This is a genomic window from Cellulomonas chengniuliangii, from assembly GCF_024508335.1.
In the GTDB taxonomy this organism is placed as follows: Bacteria; Actinomycetota; Actinomycetes; order Actinomycetales; family Cellulomonadaceae; genus Cellulomonas_A; species Cellulomonas_A chengniuliangii.
In genome coordinates, this window is the sequence record NZ_CP101988.1 from 2931131 (window position 1) to 2953818 (window position 22688).

The 22688-nt window shown below is 67.6% G+C and carries 27 protein-coding genes; all 27 read right to left on the reverse strand.

Translation table 11 applies throughout. The features are described 5' to 3' along the window. Nucleotides 1–16: 16 nt before the first annotated feature. Entirely contained in the window at nt 17–646 is a 630-nt protein-coding gene (gene rplO / locus NP064_RS13590; protein ID WP_227570319.1) for a 50S ribosomal protein L15, read from the reverse strand. Between the two features lie 2 nt (nt 647–648). Next, nucleotides 649–831 (reverse strand): 50S ribosomal protein L30, encoded by a 183-nt coding sequence (gene rpmD / locus NP064_RS13595; protein WP_066582352.1) that lies wholly within the window; start codon nt 829–831, stop codon nt 649–651. After that, nucleotides 831–1469, reverse strand: a complete 639-nt coding sequence (gene rpsE / locus NP064_RS13600; RefSeq protein WP_227570318.1) for a 30S ribosomal protein S5 — start codon at nt 1467–1469, stop codon at nt 831–833. The genes rpmD and rpsE overlap by 1 nt, the downstream gene beginning before the upstream one ends. 40 nt (nt 1470–1509) lie before the next feature. Continuing rightward, a complete protein-coding gene (gene rplR, locus NP064_RS13605) occupies nt 1510–1881 on the reverse strand; it encodes a 50S ribosomal protein L18 (protein WP_227570317.1) in 372 nt (123 codons plus the stop codon). A gap of 3 nt (nt 1882–1884) precedes the next feature. Then, entirely contained in the window at nt 1885–2424 is a 540-nt protein-coding gene (gene rplF, locus NP064_RS13610; protein ID WP_227570316.1) for a 50S ribosomal protein L6, read from the reverse strand. Between the two features lie 24 nt (nt 2425–2448). Then, nucleotides 2449–2847, reverse strand: a complete 399-nt coding sequence (gene rpsH, locus NP064_RS13615) for a 30S ribosomal protein S8 (RefSeq protein WP_227570315.1) — start codon at nt 2845–2847, stop codon at nt 2449–2451. Between the two features lie 68 nt (nt 2848–2915). Further along, entirely contained in the window at nt 2916–3101 is a 186-nt protein-coding gene (locus NP064_RS13620; RefSeq protein ID WP_227570314.1) for a type Z 30S ribosomal protein S14, read from the reverse strand. A gap of 2 nt (nt 3102–3103) precedes the next feature. Continuing rightward, nucleotides 3104–3679, reverse strand: coding sequence for a 50S ribosomal protein L5 (gene rplE / locus NP064_RS13625; RefSeq protein WP_227570313.1), 576 nt, complete (start codon nt 3677–3679; stop codon nt 3104–3106). Further along, nucleotides 3679–4020 (reverse strand): 50S ribosomal protein L24, encoded by a 342-nt coding sequence (gene rplX / locus NP064_RS13630; RefSeq protein ID WP_227570312.1) that lies wholly within the window; start codon nt 4018–4020, stop codon nt 3679–3681. The genes rplE and rplX overlap by 1 nt, the downstream gene beginning before the upstream one ends. Nucleotides 4021–4022: 2 nt before the next feature. Beyond that, nucleotides 4023–4391 (reverse strand): 50S ribosomal protein L14, encoded by a 369-nt coding sequence (gene rplN, locus NP064_RS13635; protein ID WP_066582344.1) that lies wholly within the window; start codon nt 4389–4391, stop codon nt 4023–4025. 145 nt (nt 4392–4536) lie between these two features. Further along, entirely contained in the window at nt 4537–4836 is a 300-nt protein-coding gene (gene rpsQ / locus NP064_RS13640; protein ID WP_227570311.1) for a 30S ribosomal protein S17, read from the reverse strand. A 7-nt stretch (nt 4837–4843) separates the two neighbouring features. After that, nucleotides 4844–5083, reverse strand: a complete 240-nt coding sequence (gene rpmC, locus NP064_RS13645; RefSeq protein WP_034625876.1) for a 50S ribosomal protein L29 — start codon at nt 5081–5083, stop codon at nt 4844–4846. Continuing rightward, nucleotides 5083–5499 carry a 50S ribosomal protein L16 gene (gene rplP, locus NP064_RS13650; protein ID WP_066582342.1) on the reverse strand — a complete coding sequence of 139 codons (417 nt, stop codon included), beginning with the start codon at nt 5497–5499 and terminating at the stop codon, nt 5083–5085. Before rplP ends, rpmC begins: the two co-directional genes overlap by 1 nt. Nucleotides 5500–5502: 3 nt before the next feature. Then, the gene (gene rpsC, locus NP064_RS13655) at nt 5503–6330 is read right to left on the reverse strand and encodes a 30S ribosomal protein S3 (RefSeq protein ID WP_227570310.1); all 828 of its coding nucleotides are present in this window, start codon (nt 6328–6330) and stop codon (nt 5503–5505) included. After that, a complete protein-coding gene (gene rplV / locus NP064_RS13660) occupies nt 6330–6701 on the reverse strand; it encodes a 50S ribosomal protein L22 (protein ID WP_066582340.1) in 372 nt (123 codons plus the stop codon). Before rplV ends, rpsC begins: the two co-directional genes overlap by 1 nt. A gap of 59 nt (nt 6702–6760) precedes the next feature. Then, nucleotides 6761–7042 carry a 30S ribosomal protein S19 gene (gene rpsS / locus NP064_RS13665; protein ID WP_227570309.1) on the reverse strand — a complete coding sequence of 94 codons (282 nt, stop codon included), beginning with the start codon at nt 7040–7042 and terminating at the stop codon, nt 6761–6763. Between the two features lie 12 nt (nt 7043–7054). Next, nucleotides 7055–7891 carry a 50S ribosomal protein L2 gene (gene rplB, locus NP064_RS13670; protein ID WP_227570308.1) on the reverse strand — a complete coding sequence of 279 codons (837 nt, stop codon included), beginning with the start codon at nt 7889–7891 and terminating at the stop codon, nt 7055–7057. 35 nt (nt 7892–7926) lie between these two features. Beyond that, nucleotides 7927–8232: a 50S ribosomal protein L23 gene (rplW, locus tag NP064_RS13675; RefSeq protein WP_227570307.1), complete on the reverse strand. Its 306-nt coding sequence runs from the start codon at nt 8230–8232 to the stop codon at nt 7927–7929. After that, nucleotides 8229–8927, reverse strand: a complete 699-nt coding sequence (gene rplD / locus NP064_RS13680; RefSeq protein WP_227570306.1) for a 50S ribosomal protein L4 — start codon at nt 8925–8927, stop codon at nt 8229–8231. The genes rplW and rplD overlap by 4 nt, the downstream gene beginning before the upstream one ends. A 4-nt stretch (nt 8928–8931) precedes the next feature. Continuing rightward, complete coding sequence (gene rplC / locus NP064_RS13685; protein WP_227570305.1) at nt 8932–9591, reverse strand: 50S ribosomal protein L3; 660 nt, start codon at nt 9589–9591, stop codon at nt 8932–8934. Between the two features lie 22 nt (nt 9592–9613). Then, the gene (gene rpsJ / locus NP064_RS13690) at nt 9614–9922 is read right to left on the reverse strand and encodes a 30S ribosomal protein S10 (RefSeq protein WP_012867945.1); all 309 of its coding nucleotides are present in this window, start codon (nt 9920–9922) and stop codon (nt 9614–9616) included. Between the two features lie 347 nt (nt 9923–10269). After that, entirely contained in the window at nt 10270–11463 is a 1194-nt protein-coding gene (gene tuf, locus NP064_RS13695; protein WP_227570304.1) for an elongation factor Tu, read from the reverse strand. A 122-nt stretch (nt 11464–11585) separates the two neighbouring features. Further along, nucleotides 11586–13688, reverse strand: a complete 2103-nt coding sequence (gene fusA / locus NP064_RS13700) for an elongation factor G (RefSeq protein WP_227570303.1) — start codon at nt 13686–13688, stop codon at nt 11586–11588. Between the two features lie 48 nt (nt 13689–13736). Next, nucleotides 13737–14207: a 30S ribosomal protein S7 gene (rpsG, locus tag NP064_RS13705; protein WP_066582332.1), complete on the reverse strand. Its 471-nt coding sequence runs from the start codon at nt 14205–14207 to the stop codon at nt 13737–13739. Beyond that, a complete protein-coding gene (gene rpsL, locus NP064_RS13710) occupies nt 14207–14581 on the reverse strand; it encodes a 30S ribosomal protein S12 (RefSeq protein ID WP_066582331.1) in 375 nt (124 codons plus the stop codon). Before rpsL ends, rpsG begins: the two co-directional genes overlap by 1 nt. 471 nt (nt 14582–15052) lie before the next feature. Continuing rightward, a complete protein-coding gene (locus NP064_RS13715) occupies nt 15053–18922 on the reverse strand; it encodes a DNA-directed RNA polymerase subunit beta' (RefSeq protein WP_227570302.1) in 3870 nt (1289 codons plus the stop codon). Between the two features lie 123 nt (nt 18923–19045). Continuing rightward, nucleotides 19046–22555, reverse strand: a complete 3510-nt coding sequence (gene rpoB / locus NP064_RS13720) for a DNA-directed RNA polymerase subunit beta (protein WP_227570301.1) — start codon at nt 22553–22555, stop codon at nt 19046–19048. Nucleotides 22556–22688: the final 133 nt, after the last annotated feature.

The following is a 22688-nucleotide window of genomic DNA, read 5'->3' on the forward strand; positions in this document are numbered from 1 at the left end:
CGACCCCGTTCGGCGATCAGTCCTGCTCGACGCTCCCGCCGGCGGCGAGGATCTTGTCCTTCGCCGACGAGGAGTACGCGTCCACCGAGACGGAGAGCTTGACGGTCAGCTCGCCCGTGCCCAGCACCTTGACCGGCGCGCCCTTGCGGACCGCGCCCTTGTCGACCAGATCGGCGACAGTCACGTCGCCACCGTTCGGGTACAGCGCCGAGAGCTTGTCCAGGTTGACGACCTGGTACTCGACACGGAACGGGTTCTTGAAGCCGCGAAGCTTGGGCAGCCGCATGTGCATCGGCATCTGCCCACCCTCGAAGCGCTCAGGGATCTGGTAGCGGGCCTTCTGGCCCTTCGTGCCACGACCGGCGGTCTTGCCCTTGGACGCCTCACCACGACCCACACGGGTCTTGGCGGTCTTGGCGCCAGGGGCGGGGCGCAGGTGGTGCACCTTGAGGGTGCCACCGTTGCCGACCTCGGCCGCAGCGGCCTCGGCCTTCGCCTTGGCGGACGACGCGGCGGGCTTCTCAGCCTTGGCCTTGGCGGCAGCCTTGGGGGCCGCCTCCGTCGACGTCGCCTTCTTGGCCGGAGCCTTCTTGGCCGGGGTCTTCACCTCGGCCGTCTCGTCGGTGGCCTTCTTGTCATCAGCCATCGTCACTCGACCTCCTCGACCGCGACAAGGTGCGTCACCGTGGTGACCATGCCGCGGATCTCAGGGCGGTCCTCCTTGACGACGACGTCGCCGATCCGCTTGAGGCCCAGGGTGCGCAGCGTGTCGCGCTGGTTCTGCTTGCCGCCGATGGCGGACTTCGTCTGCGTGACCTTGAGACGCGCCATCATGCACCTGCCTTCGATGCGATGCCCGCGGCCTGCGCCCGCAGCAGCGGGGCCGGCGCGACGTGCTCGAGCGGCAGGCCACGGCGAGCCGCCACGGCCTCCGGCTTCTCGAGCCCGCGCAGCGCCGCAACGGTCGCGTGCACGATGTTGATCGCGTTCGTCGAGCCGAGCGACTTGCTCAGCACGTCGTGGATGCCGGCGCACTCGAGCACCGCGCGCACCGGACCACCGGCGATCACACCGGTACCCGGGGACGCGGGGCGCAGGAACACGACTCCGGCCGAGGCCTCACCCTGGATGGGGTGCGGGATGGTGCCCTGGATGCGGGGCACCTTGAAGAAGTTCTTCTTGGCCTCTTCGACGCCCTTGGCGATCGCCGCGGGCACCTCCTTGGCCTTCCCGTAGCCGACGCCGACGGTTCCGTCGCCGTCCCCCACCACGACGAGCGCGGTGAAGCTGAACCGGCGGCCACCCTTGACGACCTTGGCCACGCGGTTGATGGTCACGACGCGCTCGAGGAACGCGCTCTTCTCGACGGCGTCACCCCGACGGCCGCCGTCCCGACGGCCACCGTCGCGACGGTCACCGCCGGAGCCCCCCTGGGGGGCGCCAGTGTTGCTGCGCTGAGGAGCAGCCATCAGTGAGTCCTCTTCTTCGATGCGGAGATGAGCAGCGTCGTCACAGGGCCAGACCGCCTTCGCGGGCCCCGTCGGCGACTGCTGCCACCCGGCCGTGGTACTTGTTGCCGCCGCGGTCGAAGACGACCGCGTCGATGCCGGCGGCCTTGGCGCGCTCGGCGACGAGCTCGCCGACCTTGCGGGCCTTGGCCGTCTTGTCGCCCTCGAGCCCGCGCAGGTCGGCCTCGAGAGTGGACGCCGACGCGAGAGTGCGGCCGACGGTGTCGTCCACGACCTGAGCGGTCATGTGACGGCTGGACCGCGACACGACCAGGCGCGGACGCTCTGTGGTGCCGCTGACCTTCTTGCGCAGACGCAGGTGGCGGCGGGCACGGGAAACCGACTTGCCCTTGCCGAGGATCTTGAGAGCCATCGCTTACTTACCAGCCTTTCCGACCTTGCGGCGGACCAGCTCGCCCGCGTATCGCACGCCCTTGCCCTTGTAAGGCTCAGGCTTGCGGATCTTGCGGATGTTGGCGGCGACCTCACCGACCTGCTGCTTGTCGATGCCCGAGACCGAGAACTTGTTGGGGCTCTCGACCGCGAACGTGATGCCAGCGGGGGGGGTGACGACCACGGGGTGGCTGAACCCGAGCGCGAACTCGAGGTCGGATCCCTTGGCCGTGACGCGGTAACCGGTGCCGACGATCTCGAGCTTCTTCTCGTACCCCTGGGTCACACCGGTGACCTGGTTGGCGAGCAGCGTGCGGGTGAGACCGTGCAGCGAACGCGAGGCGCGCTCGTCGTTGGGGCGCGTGACCACCAGCGAACCGGCGTCGTCACGCGTGACCTCGATAGGGGTGGGGACAGTGTGCGTCAGGGTGCCCTTGGGGCCCTTGAACGTCACGACTGCTCCACTGATGTTGACTTCCACGCCGGCCGGGACCGGGACGGGGATTCTGCCGATACGAGACATGGCTAGCTCCTTTCCGTCTCGGGCTTACCAGACGTAGGCGAGGACTTCCCCACCCACGCCCTTCTTGGCGGCCTGCTTGTCGGTGAGGAGGCCAGAGGACGTGGACAGGATCGCCACGCCGAGGCCGCCGAGCACCTTGGGCAGGTTGGTGGACTTGGCATACACGCGCAGGCCCGGCTTGGACACGCGCTTGATGCCGGCGAGCGAACGCTCGCGGTTCGGGCCGTACTTCAGCTCGATGGTGAGGTTCTTGCCCACGCGGGCGTCCTCGACCTTCCAGCCCGAGATGTAGCCCTCGGCCTGGAGGATCTCCGCGATGTGCGACTTCAGCTTCGAGTACGGCATCGTCACGGAGTCGTGGTGCGCCGAGTTGGCGTTACGCAGACGCGTCAGGAAGTCTGCGATCGGGTCGGTCATCGTCATGTTGGGGCTTTAGCCCTTCCTCGCCGTGGTATCCGGGGCCAGTGGCCCCGGACCGACGACGTAGTTGATTACCAGCTGCTCTTGGTGACACCGGGCAGCTCGCCCGCGTGCGCCATCTGGCGCACGCAGATGCGGCACAGCCCGAACTTGCGGTACACGGAGTGCGGACGTCCGCACTTCTGGCACCGGGTGTAGGCGCGCACCTTGAACTTCTGGGGTCCGGCTGCCTTGTTGACCAGGGCGGTCTTCGCCATGTTCAGTCCTCCTTGAAGGGGAAGCCGAGACGCTTCAGCAGCGAGCGGCCCTCGTCGTCGGTCGTCGCGGTCGTCACGATGGTGATGTCCATGCCGCGGACGCGATCGATCTTGTCCTGGTCGATCTCGTGGAACATGGACTGCTCCGTGAGGCCGAAGGTGTAGTTGCCGTGCCCGTCGAACTGCTTGGGCGAGAGCCCACGGAAGTCGCGGATGCGCGGCAGGGCCGTCGAGAGCAGGCGGTCGAGGAACTCCCAGGCGCGGTCGCCACGCAGCGTGACGTGCGCGCCGATCGGCATGCCCTCACGCAGCTTGAACTGCGCGATGGACTTGCGAGCCTTCGTGACCTGCGGCTTCTGACCGGTGATGAGGGTCAGGTCGCGGATCGCGCCGTCGATGAGCTTGGAGTCCTTCGCAGCGTCGCCGACACCCATGTTCACGACGACCTTGGTGAGGCGCGCGACCTGGTTGACGTTCTCGTGCTGGAACTCCTCGCGCAGCGCGGGGACGATCTCCTCGGCGTAACGCGTCTTGAGGCGGGGCTTGATGCCCTGCGTGGTCTCGTCGATGGCGGTCATCAGATGTCCTTACCGGAGCGCTTGGCGACGCGGACCCGGACCGTGCGGGTACGCCCGTCGCGCTCGACCTGCTCGCTGCGGTAACCGACCCGGGTGCCCTTCTTGGTCTCCGGGTCCACGAGCATCACGTTGCTGATGTGGATGGGGGCCTCGACGGTCTCGATGCCACCCGTGCGGGTGCCGCGCTGCGTCTGGCCGGCCTTGACGTGCTTGGTGACACGCTGGACGCCCTCGACGACGACGCGCTGCGTCTCGGTCAGGACCTCGAGGACACGCCCCTGCTGGCCCTTGTCGCGGCCCGAGATGACGACCACGAGGTCGCCCTTCTTGATCTTCGCCATGGTCAGAGCACCTCCGGAGCCAGCGAGATGATCTTCATGAACTTCTTGTCACGCAGCTCGCGGCCCACCGGGCCGAAGATGCGCGTGCCGCGAGGCTCACCGTCGTTCTTGAGGATCACGGCCGCGTTCTCGTCGAACTTGATGTACGAGCCGTCGGGACGCCGACGCTCCTTCTTGGTGCGGACGATGACCGCCTTGACGACGTCGCCCTTCTTGACGTTGCCGCCCGGGATCGCGTCCTTGACGGTGGCGACAATGGTGTCGCCGATACCGGCGTAGCGGCGACCAGAGCCACCGAGAACACGGATGCAGAGAATCTCCTTGGCACCCGTGTTGTCGGCGACGCGAAGTCGCGACTCCTGCTGAATCATCTACTGAACTCCTGTCGTCTGCCGGTTCTCGCGAACGAGCCTGGCCGAACGGATAGTTGCCGTCGTGCACACGTCGCCTCGTGGGGCGGGAAGCCCCACGAGGCCCGTGGGCAACTCTGAGTACTGCTGGACTGCGTGGCCTGGACTACTTGGCCTTCTCGATGACCTCGACGAGGCGGTAACGCTTCGTCGCAGAGATCGGACGGGTCTCCATGATGGTGACGAGATCGCCCACGCCTGCGGCGCCGGCCTCGTCGTGCACCTTGACCTTGCTCGTCCGCCGGATGACCTTGCCGTAGAGCGGGTGCTTGACCCGGTCCTCGACCTCGACCACGACGGTCTTCTGCATCTTGTCGCTGACGACGTACCCGCGGCGGACCTTGCGGTTGGCACGCGGCGCCGCAGCGGCGGTGGTCTCCTCGACCTTGTCAGTGTTCGCGCTCATCGTGACCTCACTCGCTCGCGCTCGGGGCAGTACGGATGCCGAGCTCGCGCTCACGCAGGATCGTGTAGATCCGCGCGATGTCGCGACGCACGGCCTTGAGCCGCCCGTGGCTCTCGAGCTGGCCCGTCGCCGACTGGAAGCGGAGGTTGAATAGCTCCTCCTTGGCCTTCTTCAGCTCGGCGACAAGGCGCTCGTCATCGAAGGCGTCCAGCTCGCTGGGAGCCAGGTCCTTGGTTCCGATTGCCATCAGTTACCACCCTCGCGAACCACAAAACGGGTCTTCATCGGGAGCTTGTGCTGCGCGCGACGCATGGCCTCGCGTGCCAGGGGCTCCGGGACTCCGCCGAGCTCGAACAGCACTCGGCCGGGCTTGACGTTGGCGATCCACCACTCGGGCGAACCCTTGCCGGAACCCATGCGGGTCTCAGCAGGCTTCTTCGTGAGCGGCCGGTCCGGGTAGATGTTGATCCAGACCTTGCCGCCACGCTTGATGTGGCGGGTCATGGCGATACGAGCAGCCTCGATCTGCCGGTTGGTGACGTAGGCGGGCTCGAGAGCCTGGATGCCGAACTCACCAAACGAGATCTGGGTGCCACCGGTCGCGGCGCCGGAGCGCCCCGGGTGGTGCTGCTTGCGGTGCTTCAGCCTGCGCGGGATCAGCACGGCTCAGGCCTCCGTTCCGGACTCGGTTGCGGGCGACGCCGCCGCGGGAGCCTCGGTGGAGGCTGCCTCGGCAGGCGCGTCGGCCCGCTCGGGACGGCGGGCGCCGCCACGCGACGGACGCTCGGCACGGTCGCCGCGCGGGCCACGAGCCGGGCGCGGAGCCTGGGTCGCCTGCTCGCGGGCGAATTCCTTCTCCGTCATGTCGCCCTTGTAGATCCAGACCTTCACGCCGATGCGGCCGAAGGTCGTGCGGGCCTCGTAGAAGCCGTAGTCGATGAACGCCCGGAGGGTGTGCAGCGGCACGCGTCCCTCGCGGTAGAACTCGGTACGGCTCATCTCCGCGCCGCCGAGGCGGCCGGAGACCTGCACCCGGATGCCCTTGGCGCCGGCGCGCTGGGCGCTCTGCATGCCCTTGCGCATCGCGCGTCGGAACGACACGCGGCTCGCGAGCTGCTCGGCGATGCCCTGAGCGACGAGCTGGGCCTCGATCTCGGCGTTCTTGACCTCGAGGATGTTGAGCTGCACCTGCTTGCCGGTGAGCTTCTCGAGCTCACCGCGGATGCGGTCGGCCTCCGCGCCACGACGCCCGATGACGATGCCCGGGCGGGCGGTGTGGATGTCGACGCGGACCCGGTCGCGGGTGCGCTCGATCTCGACCTTGGCGATGCCCGCGCGCTCGAGGCCCGTGGCCATGAGCTTGCGGATCTCGACGTCCTCACGGACGTAGTCGCGGTAACGCTGCCCCGGCTTGGTGGAGTCGGAGAACCAGCGCGAACGGTGGTCTGTCGTGATGCCCAGGCGGTACCCGAGCGGGCTGACCTTATGTCCCACTATCGGGCCCTTCCCTTCGTGCTCTCACGCTCGGCAACAACCACGGTGATGTGGCTGGTGCGCTTGAGGATCTGGCTCGCACGACCCTGCGCCCGCGGCCGGAACCGCTTGAGCGTCGGACCCTCGTCAACAAAGACCTCAGAGATGTAAAGGTCCTGCTCGTCGAGACGCTCGTTGTTCCGCTTAGCGGCTTCACGGGCGTTGGCGATCGCGCTCTCGACCACCTTGAGGACTGTCTCCCCCGCGGCCTGCGGTGCGAACTTCAGCACCGCCACGGCCTCGCCGGCCTGCTTGCCACGGATGAGGTCCACGACGCGCCGGGCCTTCTGGGGCGTGACGCGGACGAACCGCGCCTTCGCCTTGGCTTCCATTGCTGTCCTGCCTTCTTGTCTCGTCGCCGTCAAGGGACGTCACCTGGCTGACCCGGGGGTCAGCGGCGACGGCCCTTCCGGTCGTCCTTCTCGTGGCCGCGGAACGTCCGGGTCGGAGCGAACTCGCCCAGCTTGTGCCCGACCATCGCCTCGGTGACGAAGACCGGCGTGTGCTTGCGGCCGTCGTGCACCGCGAACGTGTGACCGAGGAAGTCGGGCGTGATGACCGACCGGCGGGACCACGTCTTGATGACGTTCTTGGTCCCCTTCTCGTTCTGGACGTCGACCTTCTTCTGCAGGTGTCCGTCGACGAACGGGCCCTTCTTCAGGCTGCGTGGCATCTCAGGCTCCTATCAGCGCTTCTTGCCGGTGCGCCGACGGCGCACGATCAGCTTGTCGCTCGGCTTGTTCGGACGACGGGTCCGGCCCTCAGGCTGGCCCCACGGGCTCACGGGGTGACGTCCACCGGACGTCTTGCCCTCACCACCACCGTGCGGGTGGTCGATCGGGTTCATCGCGACACCACGGACGGAGGGGCGCTTGCCCTTCCAGCGCATGCGGCCGGCCTTGCCCCAGTTGATGTTCGACTGCTCGGCGTTGCCCACCTCGCCGACCGTCGCGCGGCAGCGCAGGTCGACGTTGCGGATCTCGCCAGACGGCATGCGCAGCTGCGCGTACGGGCCGTCCTTGGCGACAAGCTGGACCGAGGCGCCAGCCGAACGGGCGATCTTCGCGCCGCCACCGGGCTTGAGCTCGATGGCGTGGATGACCGTACCGGTCGGGATGTTGCGCAGCGGCAGGTTGTTGCCGGGCTTGATGTCGGCGGCAGGACCGTTCTCGATCATGTCGCCCTGGCGGAGCTTGTTCGGCGCGATGATGTAGCGCTTCTCGCCGTCCGCGTAGTGCAGGAGCGCGATGCGCGCCGTGCGGTTGGGGTCGTACTCGATGTGCGCGACCTTCGCCGGAACGCCGTCCTTGTCATGACGACGGAAGTCGATGACGCGGTAGGCACGCTTGTGGCCGCCGCCCTGGTGACGCATGGTCACTCGACCGGTGGCGTTGCGGCCACCCGTCTTGTGCAGCGGGCGAACCAGCGACTTCTCCGGCGTGGAGCGCGTGATCTCGACGAAGTCGGCGACGCTTGCGCCGCGGCGCCCTGGCGTCGTCGGCTTGTACTTGCGGATTCCCATGGGGATCTGTCCTCAATCTGCTCTCAGGTCCGGCGTCAGCCGACCGGTCCGCCGAAGATGTCGATCGTGCCCTCGCGGAGGGTGACGATCGCGCGCTTGGTGTCCTTGCGTCGGCCGATGCCGAACTTGGTCCGCCGCGACTTGCCCTTGCGGTTGACCGTGTTCACCGAAGCGACCTTGACCGAGAAGATCTGCTCGACAGCGATCTTGATCTCGGTCTTGTTCGAGCGGGGGTCCACGAGGAAGGTGTACTTGCCCTCGTCGAGCAGCCCGTAGCTCTTCTCCGAGACGACCGGCGCGAGCAGGATGTCCCGCGGGTCCTTGCCGACGGTGGCGCTCACTTCGTCTCCTCCTCAGCGGCTGCCTCGGAAGCGGTCGCGACGGCCGTGGCCGAACGCCCCTTCGCCGGGCCCTCGAGGAACGCGTCGAGCGCGCCCTGCGTGAACACGACGTCGTCCGAGATGAGCACGTCATAGGTGTTGAGCTGGTCAGCGACCAGCAGGTGCACCCGCTCGACGTTGCGGAGCGACTTCCAGGTGATCTCGTCCTGGCGCTCGACAACCACGAGCACGTTCTTGCGACCCGACAGGTTCGCGAGGACGTTGAGCGCGGACTTGGTCGAGGGCGCGGCGCCCGGGGCGAACCCGGAGACGACGTGCACGCGACCGGCGCGGGCGCGGTCCGAGAGAGCACCGCGGAGCGCCGCGGCCTTCATCTTCTTCGGGGTCCGCTGGCTGTAGTCGCGCGGGGTCGGTCCGTGGACCACGCCACCACCGGCGAACTGCGGCGCACGGGTCGAGCCCTGACGGGCGCGGCCGGTGCCCTTCTGCTTGTACGGCTTCCGACCGCCACCGCGGACCTCGCCACGAGTCTTCGTGGAGGCGGTGCCCTGGCGCGCCGCAGCAAGCTGCGCGACGACGACCTGGTGGATCAGCGGGACGTTGGTCTGGACGTCGAAGACCTCGGCGGGCAGGTCGGCGGTGCCGGCCTTCTTGCCCGACGGGTCCAGGACGTCGACCGTCAGCGTGTCAGACATGGGGTCATGCCCCCTTCACTGCGGAGCGCACGACGACGACGCCACCCTTGGGGCCCGGAACGGCGCCCTTGACGAGCACCAGGCCCTTCTCGGCGTCGACCGCGTGGACGGTCAGGTTCTGTGTGGTCTGGCGGTCGACACCCATCCGACCAGCCATGCGCACGCCCTTGAACACGCGCGACGGGGTCGAGGCCCCACCGATCGAGCCGGGCTTGCGGTGGTTGCGGTGCGCACCGTGGGAGGCGCCGACGCCGTGGAAGCCGTGACGCTTCATCACACCGGCGGTGCCCTTGCCCTTGGTCGTCCCGACGACGTCCACCAGCGTGCCGGCCTCGAAGGCGGCAGCGGTGAGCTCCTGGCCGAGCGTGTACTCGGAGGCGTCGGAGGTGCGGATCTCGGCCACGTGCCGGCGGGGGGTGACCCCGGCCTTCTCGAAGTGGCCCTTCAGCGGCTGGCTCACCTTGCGCGGGTCGATCTGGCCGTAGGCCAGCTGGACCGCGGAGTAGCCATCCGTGTCAGCGGAGCGGACCTGCGTCACGACGTTCGTCCCGACCTGCACGACGGTGACGGGGACGAGACGCCCGTTGGCGTCCCACACCTGCGTCATGCCGAGCTTGATGCCGAGGAGCGCCGTGACGGGGCGCGCGTTCTGCTGGGTGGTCATAAAGATCAGTTCCTTCCCAGCGTCAGAGCTTGATCTCGATGTTCACGTCAGCCGGCAGGTCGAGACGCATGAGCGAGTCGACCGCCTTCGGCGTGGGATCGATGATGTCGATGAGCCGCTTGTGCGTGCGCATCTCAAAGTGCTCGCGGCTGTCCTTGTACTTGTGAGGCGACCGGATGACGCAGAAGACGTTCTTCTCCGTCGGCAGCGGCACCGGGCCCACGACCGTCGCACCAGCGCGTGTCACCGTGTCGACGATCTTGCGCGCCGAGCTGTCGATGACCTCGTGGTCGTAGGACTTGAGCCGGATGCGGATCTTCTGTCCCGCCATGGCGTCGTCTACTTCTCTCTCTCGAACCGCTTCTGTCCGACCCCCGCGCTCGGGCGTGTCGCTTTGTGCGACACATCCTCGCGCTGCATCCCGCGCCAGGTCGGCGGGGACGAGGTCGTTGTGTGCTGTCTGAGCTCTTCCACCACCGGGGGTGACCCCGGGGCCTGCAGAGCCCTCAACGTGTCTCTGCCCGGTGAATCAGCGCTAGCGCACGAGTGCGCGCGCCCGCACCGGGCAACCTGAACAGTGTGCCAGATGAGAGCACGGAAGACCAACTCGCCCGCTCGGCCCGAGGACCGAGGGACATGCGCAGGGCCCGGACGCAAGCGTCCGGGCCCTGCGGAAGATCACTTGATGATCTTCGTGACCTTGCCCGAGCCGACGGTCCGGCCACCCTCGCGGATGGCGAAGCCGAGGCCCTCTTCCATGGCGATCGGCTGGATCAGCTGGACGCTGATCTCGGTGTTGTCACCAGGCATGACCATCTCGGTGCCCTCGGGCAGCGTGATGACGCCGGTGACGTCCGTCGTGCGGAAGTAGAACTGCGGGCGGTAGTTCCCGTAGAACGGGTTGTGACGGCCGCCCTCGTCCTTGGCCAGGATGTAGACCTGGCCCTCGAACTCGGTGTGAGGCGTGATCGAGCCGGGCTTGACGACGACCTGGCCGCGCTCGACCTCTTCGCGCTTCGTGCCGCGAAGGAGCAGGCCGACGTTCTCGCCAGCCTCGGCGTAGTCGAGCAGCTTGCGGAACATCTCGACGCCGGTGACCGTGGTCTTGATCGCCTTCTCCTTGATGCCGACGATCTCCACCTCCTCGTTCACCTTGAGCGAGCCGCGCTCGACACGACCGGTGACGACCGTGCCACGACCGGTGATCGTGAAGACGTCCTCGATGGGCATGAGGAACGGCTTGTCGACCTCGCGGACCGGGTCCGGGACGTTCTCGTCGACAGCGTCCAGCAGGTCCTCGACGGACTTGACCCACTCGGGGTCGCCCTCGAGCGCCTTGAGGCCCGACACGCGGACCACGGGGACGTCGTCGCCGGCGAAGCCCTGCGAGGAGAGGAGCTCGCGCACCTCGACCTCGACGAGCTCGAGGATCTCCTCGTCGTCGACCATGTCGGACTTGTTCAGCGCCACCAGCAGGTACGGCACGCCGACCTGACGGGCGAGCAGAACGTGCTCACGCGTCTGGGCCATGGGGCCGTCCGTCGCGGCGACCACGAGGATCGCGCCGTCCATCTGCGCGGCGCCCGTGATCATGTTCTTGATGTAGTCGGCGTGACCAGGAGCGTCGACGTGCGCGTAGTGGCGCTTCTCCGTCTGGTACTCGACGTGCGCGATGTTGATCGTGATACCGCGCTGCTTCTCCTCAGGCGCCTTGTCGATCTGGTCGAACGGCGTGAAGGGGTTCAGGTCGGGGTACTTGTCGTGCAGCACCTTCGAGATCGCGGCCGTCAGCGTCGTCTTGCCATGGTCGACGTGACCGATGGTGCCGATGTTGACGTGCGGCTTAGTCCGCTCGAACTTGGCCTTGCCCACTGGGTCCTCCTCAGGACTCTGGTAGAGATTGCCGAACGACGCGGGAGTCTGGATGACTCGCGCGGAGCGTGCGGTCCTACGGGTCGGTTGTGTGTGGAACTACAGGTTGCGACCTGTGGGACTTACTCGCCCCGGGTCTTCTTGATGATCTCTTCGGCAACGTTCCGAGGAACCTCGGAGTAGCTGTCGAACTGCATCGAGTACACGGCGCGACCCTGGGTCTTGGACCGCAGGTCGCCGACGTACCCGAACATCTCGGAGAGCGGCACGAGGGCGCGGATGACCTTGACGCCCGTCGCGTCCTCCATGGACTGGATCATGCCTCGGCGAGAGTTGATGTCGCCGATGACCTCACCCATGTAGTCCTCGGGGGTGCGCACCTCGACGGCCATGACCGGCTCCAGGAGAACCGGGTCGGCCTTGCGCACTGCTTCCTTGAGGATCATCGAGCCGGCGATCTTGAACGCCATCTCCGAGGAGTCGACGTCGTGCGCTGCGCCATCGAGCAGGATCGCCTTGATGCCGACGAGCGGGAAGCCCGCCAGGACACCGAGCTGCATCGCGCTCTGGATACCGGCGTCGACCGACGGGATGTACTCCCGCGGGATACGGCCACCGGTGACCTTGTTGTCGAACTCGTACAGCTCGCCCTCGGCCGGGTCCAACGGCTCGAAGCTCATCTGGACCTTGGCGTACTGGCCGGAGCCACCCGTCTGCTTCTTGTGGACGTAGTCGATCTTGTCCACGGCGCGACGGATCGTCTCACGGTACGCCACCTGGGGCTTGCCGACGTTCGCCTCGACCTTGAACTCGCGCCGCATGCGGTCCACGAGGATGTCGAGGTGGAGCTCGCCCATGCCGCCGATGACGGTCTGGCCGGTCTCGTCGTCGAGGCGCACCCGGAACGTCGGGTCCTCCTCGGCGAGCTTCTGGATGGCCGTCGAGAGCTTCTCCTGGTCGGCCTTCGTCTTCGGCTCGATGGCCACGTCGATGACCGGCTCGGGGAACGTCATGGACTCGAGCACAACCGGCGAGCTCGGGTCGCTCAGGGTGTCACCGGTGGTGACGTCCTTGAGGCCGATGAACGCGTAGATGTGGCCGGCCGTGGCCTCCTCGACGGGGTTCTCCTTGTTGGAGTGCATCTGGAAGAGCTTCCCGATGCGCTCCTTCTTCCCCTTGGTCGCGTTGAGCACCTGGGCGCCCTGCGCGACCTTGCCCGAGTACACCCGGACGTAGGTCAGCTTGCCGAAGAACGGGTGCGTCGCCACCTTGAACGCCAGAGCCGAGAACGGCTCCGTCGCGTCGGGGTGGCGCTCGACGATGATCTCCTCGTCCTTGACGTCGTGGCCCTTGACGGCCGGGACGTCGAGCGGGGTCGGGAGGTAGTCGATCACGGCGTCGAGCATGGGCTGGACGCCCTTGTTCTTGAACGCCGAGCCGCAGAGCACGGGGTACGCGAGGCTCTGGATCGTGAGCTTGCGGATGCCGCGCTTGATCTCCGCGACCGTGAGCTCCTCGCCGCCGAGGTACTTCTCGAGAAGCTCCTCGTCAGCCTCGGCCACGGCCTCGATGAGGTCGGCGCGGTACTGCTCGGCCTTCTCGACCAGGTCGGCCGGGATCTCCTCGACGGAGTACGCCTCGCCCAGCGCGGTCTCGCCGCGCCACACCAGCGCGCGCTGCTCGACCAGGTCGACGACGCCCGTGAAGTCGTTCTCGGAGCCGATGGGCAGCTGGATGACCAGCGGCTTGGCCTTGAGGCGGTCGACGATCGTCTTCACCGTGAAGTAGAAGTCGGCGCCGAGCTTGTCCATCTTGTTGACGAAGCAGATGCGCGGGACGTCGTACTTGTCCGCCTGCCGCCACACGGTCTCCGACTGGGGCTCCACGCCCTCCTTGCCGTCGAACACCGCGACCGCGCCGTCGAGGACGCGCAGCGAGCGCTCGACCTCGACCGTGAAGTCGACGTGGCCCGGCGTGTCGATGATGTTGATCTGGTTGTCGTGCCAGTAGCAGGTCGTCGCGGCGGACGTGATCGTGATGCCGCGCTCCTGCTCCTGCTCCATCCAGTCCATCGTCGACGCGCCGTCGTGCGTCTCACCGATCTTGTAGTTGACCCCGGTGTAGAACAGGATCCGCTCGGTGGTGGTCGTCTTGCCAGCATCGATGTGCGCCATGATGCCGATGTTGCGGACCTTGTTCAGGTCCGTCAGCACGTCCAGTGCCACGTGTTCAGCCCCTTGTCGGTTGGCTTGGAAGTTCGCGGTCCGCGGGGATCACCAGCGGTAGTGCGCGAACGCCTTGTTGGACTCGGCCATCTTGTGCATGTCCTCACGGCGCTTGACCGCTGCGCCCAGGCCGTTGCTGGCGTCGAGGATCTCGTTCATGAGGCGCTCGGTCATCGTCTTCTCGCGGCGAGCGCGCGAGTAGTCGGTGAGCCAGCGCAGCGCGAGCGTCGTGGAGCGCACGGGGCGGACCTCGACGGGCACCTGGTAGGTGGCGCCACCGACGCGGCGCGAACGCACCTCGAGGGCGGGGCGCACGTTCTCGAGCGCACGCTTGAGCACGACGACCGGGTCGCCCTGCGTCTTCTCACGGACACCCTCGAGGGCGCCGTAGACGATCGACTCGGCGACAGACTTCTTGCCGTCCAGGAGGACCTTGTTGATGAGCTGCGTGACGACGGGCGATCCGTAGACCGGGTCGACGATGAGCGGCCGCTTCGGGGCCGGACCCTTGCGAGGCATCAGTTGCTGCCCTTCTTCGCGCCGTAACGGCTGCGAGCCTGCTTGCGGTTCTTCACGCCCTGCGTGTCGAGCGCGCCACGGACGATCTTGTAGCGGACACCGGGGAGGTCCTTCACACGACCGCCGCGGACGAGCACGATGGAGTGCTCCTGCAGGTTGTGGCCCACACCCGGGATGTACGCGGTGACCTCGATGCCGCTGGACAGCTTGACGCGCGCGACCTTGCGGAGAGCCGAGTTCGGCTTCTTCGGGGTGGTCGTGTAGACGCGGGTGCACACACCGCGGCGCTGCGGGCTCCCCTTGAGCGCGGGAGTCTTCGACTTGTTGGTCTTCGGCTGCCGGCCCTTGCGGACCAGCTGCTGGATCGTAGGCACTACGTCTCCGAGTCTGTAGGTGAGTCTATGGTCAACCAGGTCCTAGCCCAGTTTGGTGGAGGCACTGTCGCTCGGTCCGCCGCATGATGCGACGTGCCGGGCGTAGCCCTCAGGCCTTTCCTCCCGCACCGACCCCCGCACCCGGGCGTGTCGGCCGATCTCCACATGGCGGCACCGGTCGACTTCACATCGACTGTGTGTCGCGCGCGGTAGATCGCTTCTCCACCCGGCACCTCTCGGTCTATCAGTCCGTATTGTCCTGATCTGTCCGAAGACGTGCACGCACGAGGGCCCGACGGCGCGGGCACGGTCTCCTACGGTACCGGCGCGGCCCATGTCCGTCAAAGCAACAGGACACCGTACCGTGCGCCGCCATCACGGGGACCTCGCGGAGCCCTGCCAAGGCAAACCCCGAGGGGGCCACCGGCGGACCGGTGACCCCCTCGGGTCGTGCAGCTGTGAGGCACAGACTCAGCGGAAGTCGCCGAAGTCGATGTCCTCGAGCGGGATCGCCTCGCCCGAGCCGAGGCCCAGGGCGGGGAAGTCGATCTCGTCGTAGCCGAAGGACGGGTACAGCTCGGCCTTCGCCTCCTCGGTCGGCTCCACCGTGACGTTCCGGTAGCGGGCCAGGCCCGTGCCGGCGGGGATGAGCTTGCCGATGATGACGTTCTCCTTGAGCCCCAGCAGCGGGTCGCTGCGTCCGCTCATGGCCGCCTCGGTCAGCACGCGGGTCGTCTCCTGGAAGGAGGCGGCCGAGAGCCACGAGTCGGTCGCGAGCGAGGCCTTGGTGATGCCCATCAGCTCCGGACGGCCCGACGCCGGCTGGCCGGACTCGGCCACCGCACGACGGTTCGCGTCCTCGAACCGGCCACGCTCGGCGAGCTCGCCGGGCAGCAGGTCCGTGTCGCCCGAGTCGAGGACAGTCACGCGGCGCAGCATCTGCCGCACGATGACCTCGATGTGCTTGTCGTGGATGTCCACGCCCTGCGAGCGGTAGACCTCCTGGACCTCGTCCACCAGGTGCTTCTGGGTGGCACGCGGGCCGAGGATGCGGAGCACCTTCTTCGGGTCGACGGCGCCGACCACGAGCTGGGTGCCGACCTCGACGTGATCGCCGTCGTTGACCAGCAGGCGCGAGCGCTTGGTGATCGGGTAGGCGATCTCCTCGGAGCCGTCGTCGGGCGTGAGCACGATGCGACGCGTGCGCTCGGCCTCGTCGATCGTGATGCGGCCAGAGAACTCCGCGATCGGGCCCTCGCCCTTGGGCGTGCGGGCCTCGAACAGCTCCTGGATACGGGGCAGACCCTGCGTGATGTCGTCAGCCGAGGCGACGCCACCGGTGTGGAAGGTACGCATCGTCAGCTGCGTGCCCGGCTCACCGATCGACTGGGCCGCGATGATGCCCACGGCCTCGCCGATGTCGACGAGCTTGCCCGTGGCCAGCGAACGGCCGTAGCACTTGGCGCAGGTGCCGACGCGCGACTCGCAGGTCAGGACCGAGCGGACCTTGATCTCCGTGACGCCGGCATCGAGCAGCTCGTCGAGCAGCACGTCGCCGATGTCCTCGCCCGCCTCGCCGATGACCTTGCCGTCGATCTCGACCGGCGTGGCCAGCGTGCGCGAGTAGACGCTCGTCTCGACCTTGTCGTGGCGGCGCAGCGTGCCGTCGGACCCGGGCACGCTGATCGGCATGACCAGGCCGCGCTCGGTGCCGCAGTCCTCCTCGCGGACGATGACGTCCTGCGAGACGTCCACCAGACGACGCGTCAGGTAGCCCGAGTCGGCGGTCCGCAGAGCGGTGTCCGCCAGGCCCTTGCGGGCGCCGTGCGTCGCGATGAAGTACTCGAGGACGGACAGGCCCTCGCGGTAGTTGGCCTTGATCGGACGAGGGATGATCTCGCCCTTCGGGTTCGCCACGAGGCCGCGCATACCGGCGATCTGACGGACCTGCATCCAGTTACCACGAGCCCCGGAGCCGACCATCTTGTAGACGGTGTTCTGCTTCGGGAAGTTGTCCTGCATCGCCTTGGCGACCTTGTCGGTGGCCTGCGTCCAGATCTCGATGAGCTCCTGGCGACGCTCGTCGTCGGTGATGAGGCCCTTGTCGTACTGGCCCTGCACCTTCGCCGCGCGCGCCTCGTGCTCCTCGAGGATGGCCGCCTTGGCCGCGGGGGTCGCGACGTCCGAGATGGAGATCGTGACGCCCGAGCGGGTGGCCCAGCGGAAGCCGGCCTCCTTGAGCGCGTCGAGGGACGCGGCGACCGCGACCTTCGGGTAGCGCTCGGCGAGGTCGTTGACGATCACCGAGAGGCGCTTCTTGTCGACGACGCCGTTCTCGTACGGGTAGTCGACCGGGAGCAGCTCGTTGAACAGCGCGCGGCCCAGCGTCGTGTCGAGCGACAGCGGCGTGCCCTGCTCCCAGCCCTCCGGGGCGTCCTCCTCCGCGAGGACCGGGTCCTCGAGGCGGATGCGCACCTTGGCGCTGAGGTCCAGGCTGCCCTGGTCGAACGCCATGATCGCCTCGGACACCGAGGAGAACGCCCGGCCGGCGCCCTTCGCGTCGTCCTTGTCGAGCGTCAGGTGGTACAGGCCGATGATCATGTCCTGCGAGGGCATGGTCACCGGACGGCCGTCCGACGGCTTCAGGATGTTGTTGCTCGAGAGCATGAGGATGCGGGCCTCGGCCTGCGCCTCAGCGCTCAGGGGCAGGTGCACAGCCATCTGGTCGCCGTCGAAGTCGGCGTTGAACGCCGCGCAGACGAGCGGGTGCAGGTGGATGGCCTTGCCCTCGACGAGCTGCGGCTCGAACGCCTGGATGCCGAGGCGGTGCAGCGTGGGCGCGCGGTTGAGCAGCACGGGGTGCTCGGTGATGACCTCTTCGAGGACGTCCCACACGACCGGGCGGGCACGCTCGACCATGCGCTTGGCCGACTTGATGTTCTGCGCGTGGTTGAGGTCGACGAGCCGCTTCATGACGAAGGGCTTGAAGAGCTCGAGGGCCATCTGCTTCGGCAGGCCGCACTGGTGCAGCTTGAGCTGCGGGCCGACGACGATGACCGAACGGCCCGAGTAGTCGACGCGCTTGCCGAGCAGGTTCTGGCGGAACCGGCCCTGCTTGCCCTTGAGCATGTCCGAGATCGACTTGAGCGGCCGGTTGCCGGGGCCCGTGACAGGGCGGCCACGACGGCCGTTGTCGAACAGCGAGTCAACGGCCTCCTGGAGCATCCGCTTCTCGTTGTTGACGATGATCTCGGGCGCGCCCAGGTCCAGGAGCCGCTTGAGGCGGTTGTTCCGGTTGATGACGCGGCGGTACAGGTCGTTCAGGTCCGAGGTGGCGAAACGGCCACCGTCGAGCTGGACCATCGGACGCAGGTCCGGCGGGATGACCGGGACGGCGTCCAGGACCATGCCCGTGGGCGAGTTCGTCGTGGTGAGGAACGCGTTGACGACCTTGAGCCGCTTCAGGGCACGCGTCTTGCGCTGGCCCTTGCCGTTCTTGATCGTGTCGCGCAGGGACTCGGCCTCGGCCTCCAGGTCGAAGGCCTCCAGGCGCTTCTGGATCGCCGAGGCGCCCATCGAGCCCTCGAAGTAGTTGCCGTAGCGGTCCTGCAGCTGGCGGTAGAGCATCTCGTCGCCCTCGAGGTCGGCGACCTTGAGGTTCTTGAAACGGTCCCAGACCGTCTCGAGGCGGTCGAGCTCCGCGTCGGCGCGCTTGCGGATCTGCGTCATCTCGCGCTCAGCGGAGTCACGCACCTTGCGGCGCGCGTCAGCCTTGGCGCCCTCGGCCTCGAGCTCGGCCAGGTCGGCCTCGAGCTTCTGGGCGCGGGTGTTGATGTCGTTGTCGCGGCGGTCCGAGATCTCCTTCTTCTCCAGGTCGATCTCGTTCTGGAGGTTGGGGAGGTCCTCCTGCCGGCCCTCGACGTCGACGGACGTGATCATGTACGCCGCGAAGTAGATGACCTTCTCGAGGTCCTTCGGGGCGAGGTCGAGCAGGTAGCCGAGCCGCGAGGGCACGCCCTTGAAGAACCAGATGTGCGTGACGGGCGCGGCGAGCTCGATGTGGCCCATGCGCTCACGGCGCACCTTCGAGCGCGTGACCTCGACGCCGCAGCGCTCGCAGATGATGCCCTTGAAGCGCACGCGCTTGTACTTGCCGCAGTAGCACTCCCAGTCCCGGGTCGGGCCGAAGATCTTCTCGCAGAAGAGGCCGTCCTTCTCGGGCTTGAGCGTGCGGTAGTTGATGGTCTCGGGCTTCTTGACCTCGCCATGCGACCAGGTGCGGATGTCCTCGGCCGTGGCCAGGCCGATTCGCAGCTCATCGAAGACATTGACGTCGAGCAAGGGGGTCCTACTTCCTTCGCTTGCCGGCGCCTACGGGCGGCCGGCGGATGGAGGGTGCTGCTGGGTGGTGTCGGCCCCGGCCCGGCCCGTCACGGATGACGGTGACCGGGCCGAGGCTCGACCTCAGATCTCTTCGACGTTGCTGGCGTTCGGCCGACGGGAGAGGTCGATGCCGAGCTCTTCCGCAGCGCGGTAGACCTCGTCGTCGTTCTCCTTCATGTCGATCGAGACGCCGTCCGAGGACAGCACCTCGACGTTCAGGCAGAGCGACTGCATCTCCTTGAGGAGCACCTTGAAGGACTCCGGGATCCCCGAGTCGGGGATGTTCTCGCCCTTGACGATCGCCTCGTAGACCTTGACGCGTCCGGGGACGTCGTCCGACTTGATGGTCAGGAGCTCCTGCAGGGTGTAGGCGGCGCCGTACGCCTCGAGCGCCCACACCTCCATCTCGCCGAAACGCTGGCCGCCGAACTGCGCCTTACCACCCAGCGGCTGCTGCGTGATCATCGAGTACGGGCCCGTCGAGCGCGCGTGGATCTTGTCGTCGACGAGGTGGTGGAGCTTGAGGATGTACATGTAGCCCACGGCCACCGGGTCCGGGAACGGCTCGCCGGAGCGGCCGTCGAACAGCCGGGCCTTGCCCGTGCCGTCGACCATGCGCTCGCCGTCGCGGTTCGGCAGCGTCGAGGAGAGCAGGCCCGTGAGGGTGCCCTCGGGGACGCCGTCGAAGACCGGCGTGGCGACCGGGTTGCCGGCCGGGGACTTCGCGGCGATCGCCGGGACGCCCTCGCGCCACGACAGGTCGTCGCCCTCGGCGATCTCGATGTCCCAGCCCTGCTTGGCGACCCACCCGAGGTGGGTCTCGAGCACCTGGCCGACGTTCATGCGGCCGGGCACGCCGAGCGGGTTGAGGACGATGTCGACAGCGGTGCCGTCCGGGAGGAACGGCATGTCCTCGACGGGCAGGATCTTCGAGATGACGCCCTTGTTGCCGTGACGGCCGGCGAGCTTGTCACCGTCGGTGATCTTGCGTCGCTGGGCGATGTACACCCGGACCAGCTCGTTCACGCCGGCGGGCAGCTCGTCGCCGTCCTCGCGGTTGAACGTGCGGACCTCGATGACCGTGCCGGACTCGCCGTGCGGGACCTTGAGCGACGTGTCGCGGACCTCGCGCGCCTTCTCGCCGAAGATGGCGCGGAGCAGGCGCTCCTCCGGGGTCAGCTCGGTCTCGCCCTTGGGCGTGACCTTCCCGACCAGGATGTCGCCCGCGCCGACCTCGGCGCCGATGCGGATGATGCCGCGCTCGTCCAGGTCCGCGAGGACCTCCTCGGAGACGTTCGGGATGTCCCGCGTGATCTCCTCCGGGCCCAGCTTGGTGTCGCGCGCGTCGACCTCGTGCTCCTCGATGTGGATCGAGGAGAGCACGTCGTCCTGCACGAGACGCTGGCTGAGGATGATCGCGTCCTCGTAGTTGTGGCCCTCCCACGACATGAACGCCACGAGGAGGTTGCGGCCGAGCGCGAGCTCGCCCTCGTCCGTCGCCGGGCCGTCCGCGAGGACCGAGCCCTTCTCGACGCGCGCGCCCTCGTCGACCAGCACGCGCTGGTTGTAGGAGGTGCCCTGGTTCGAGCGGCGGAACTTCGCGACCCGGTAGGTCGACGTCGTCGCGTCGTCGTTGGCGATCACGATGAGGTCGGCCGAGACCTCGGTGACGACACCGGGCTTGGAGGCCACGATGACGTCGCCGGCGTCGACCGCCGCGCGCCACTCCATGCCGGTGCCGACCAGCGGCGCCTCGGAGCGGACCAGCGGCACGGCCTGGCGCTGCATGTTCGCGCCCATGAGGGCGCGGTTGGCGTCGTCGTGCTCGAGGAACGGGATGAGCGCGGTCGCGACCGAGACCATCTGGCGCGGCGAGATGTCCATGTAGTCCACGGCGGTGCCGGGGACGATCTCGACCTCGCCGCCCTTACGGCGGACGAGCACCATGTCCTCGGCGAACTTGCCGTTCGCCTCGAGCGGCGCGTTCGCCTGGGCGATGACGTAGCGGTCCTCGTCGTCAGCCGTCAGGTAGTGCACGTCGTCGGTGACGACGCCGTTGACGACCTTGCGGTACGGCGTCTCGACGAAGCCGAACGGGTTGATCCGCCCGTAGGTGGCGAGCGAGCCGATCAGGCCGATGTTCGGGCCTTCAGGAGTCTCGATCGGGCACATGCGGCCGTAGTGCGACGGGTGGACGTCACGGACCTCCATGCCGGCGCGGTCGCGGGACAGACCACCCGGGCCCAGCGCGGACAGACGACGCTTGTGCGTCAGCCCCGCGAGCGGGTTGTTCTGGTCCATGAACTGCGAGAGCTGCGAGGTGCCGAAGAACTCCTTGATCGACGCCACGACCGGGCGGATGTTGATCAGGGTCTGCGGAGTGATCGCCTCGACGTCCTGCGTCGTCATGCGCTCGCGCACGACGCGCTCCATCCGGGACAGGCCCGTGCGGACCTGGTTCTGGATGAGCTCGCCGACCGCGCGGATGCGACGGTTGCCGAAGTGGTCGATGTCGTCCGTCTCGACGCGCACCGCGACGGGCTCGCCGTTGCGCTTGCCGTCGATCGTGGCGACGTCGGCGTGCAGCGCGGCGAGGTACTTGATCGTCGCGACGATGTCGTCGCGCGAGAGCACCGAGTCACGCAGCGGCACGTCGATGCCGAGCTTCTTGTTCACCTTGTAGCGGCCGACCTTCGCGAGGTCGTAGCGCTTGGGGTTGAAGTAGAAGTTCTCGATGAGCGCGCGGCCGGCCTCGATCGTCGGCGGCTCGCCCGGGCGGATCTTGCGGTACAGGTCGAGCAGGGCCTCGTCCTCAGCCGTGACGTGGTCCTTGTCCAGCGTGTCGAGCACGGCCGGGAACCCGGCGAACTCCTCGCGGATCTCGGACTCGCTCATGCCGAGTGCCTTGAGCAGCACCGTGGCGTTCTGCTTGCGCTTGCGGTCGATGCGGACACCGACGTTGTCGCGCTTGTCGATCTCGAACTCGAGCCAGGCGCCGCGGCTCGGGATGATCTTCGCGGTGAAGACGTCCTTGTCGGAGGTCTTGTCCGGGGTGCGCTCGAAGTACACGCCCGGCGAGCGGACGAGCTGCGAGACGACGACGCGCTCGGTGCCGTTGATGATGAACGTGCCACGCTCCGTCATGAGCGGGAAGTCGCCCATGAAGACCGTCTGGCTCTTGATCTCGCCAGTGGTGTAGTTGACGAACTCCGCCGTGACGAACAGCGGGGCGGCGTACGTGAAGTCCTTCTCCTTGCACTCCTCGGCCGTGTACTTCGGCGGCTCGAAGCGGTGCTCGCGGAAGGACAGCGACATGGAGCCGCCGAAGTCCTCGATGGGGGAGATCTCCTCGAAGATCTCCTCGAGACCGGCGGTCTCCGGGACGTCCTGACGTCCCTGCTCGAGAGCGGTGGCCACACGGGCCTGCCACTTCTCGTTACCGAGCAGCCAGTCGAAGTTCTCGGTCTGGAGACCGAGCAGGTCGGGGACCTCGAGGGGCTCGTGGATCTTGGCGAAGGAGATGCGACGCGACGCGGTGCGCTTCGCGAGTGCGTCGGCGGACGGAGCAGAAGGGGTGCGCGAGGCAGCCAAGAGGGGTCCTTCCCTGCGGATCGAGTGCACGCTGTGCGCGGGACGTGCCATCTGCCCACCCGTCCCCTACCCTGGACCGGACGCACGCTCTGGGGCGCGCGCATGGCGATGGCAGTTCGGGTTCGGGGTCGGG

Bases quoted from the DNA above. Each gene is read 5' to 3' on its own strand.
- rplO (WP_227570319.1), bottom strand. From the start codon at position 646: ATGGCTGATGACAAGAAGGCCACCGACGAGACGGCCGAGGTGAAGACC.
- rpmD (WP_066582352.1), bottom strand. From the start codon at position 831: ATGGCGCGTCTCAAGGTCACGCAGACGAAGTCCGCCATCGGCGGCAAG.
- rpsE (WP_227570318.1), bottom strand. From the start codon at position 1,469: ATGGCTGCTCCTCAGCGCAGCAACACTGGCGCCCCCCAGGGGGGCTCC.
- rplR (WP_227570317.1), bottom strand. From the start codon at position 1,881: ATGGCTCTCAAGATCCTCGGCAAGGGCAAGTCGGTTTCCCGTGCCCGC.
- rplF (WP_227570316.1), bottom strand. From the start codon at position 2,424: ATGTCTCGTATCGGCAGAATCCCCGTCCCGGTCCCGGCCGGCGTGGAA.
- rpsH (WP_227570315.1), bottom strand. From the start codon at position 2,847: ATGACGATGACCGACCCGATCGCAGACTTCCTGACGCGTCTGCGTAAC.
- NP064_RS13620 (WP_227570314.1), bottom strand. From the start codon at position 3,101: ATGGCGAAGACCGCCCTGGTCAACAAGGCAGCCGGACCCCAGAAGTTC.
- rplE (WP_227570313.1), bottom strand. From the start codon at position 3,679: ATGACCGCCATCGACGAGACCACGCAGGGCATCAAGCCCCGCCTCAAG.
- rplX (WP_227570312.1), bottom strand. From the start codon at position 4,020: ATGGCGAAGATCAAGAAGGGCGACCTCGTGGTCGTCATCTCGGGCCGC.
- rplN (WP_066582344.1), bottom strand. From the start codon at position 4,391: ATGATTCAGCAGGAGTCGCGACTTCGCGTCGCCGACAACACGGGTGCC.
- rpsQ (WP_227570311.1), bottom strand. From the start codon at position 4,836: ATGAGCGCGAACACTGACAAGGTCGAGGAGACCACCGCCGCTGCGGCG.
- rpmC (WP_034625876.1), bottom strand. From the start codon at position 5,083: ATGGCAATCGGAACCAAGGACCTGGCTCCCAGCGAGCTGGACGCCTTC.
- rplV (WP_066582340.1), bottom strand. From the start codon at position 6,701: ATGGAAGCCAAGGCGAAGGCGCGGTTCGTCCGCGTCACGCCCCAGAAG.
- rpsS (WP_227570309.1), bottom strand. From the start codon at position 7,042: ATGCCACGCAGCCTGAAGAAGGGCCCGTTCGTCGACGGACACCTGCAG.
- rplB (WP_227570308.1), bottom strand. From the start codon at position 7,891: ATGGGAATCCGCAAGTACAAGCCGACGACGCCAGGGCGCCGCGGCGCA.
- rplD (WP_227570306.1), bottom strand. From the start codon at position 8,927: ATGTCTGACACGCTGACGGTCGACGTCCTGGACCCGTCGGGCAAGAAG.
- rplC (WP_227570305.1), bottom strand. From the start codon at position 9,591: ATGACCACCCAGCAGAACGCGCGCCCCGTCACGGCGCTCCTCGGCATC.
- rpsJ (WP_012867945.1), bottom strand. From the start codon at position 9,922: ATGGCGGGACAGAAGATCCGCATCCGGCTCAAGTCCTACGACCACGAG.
- rpsG (WP_066582332.1), bottom strand. From the start codon at position 14,207: ATGCCTCGCAAGGGTCCGGCCCCGAAGCGGCCGCTCATCGTCGACCCG.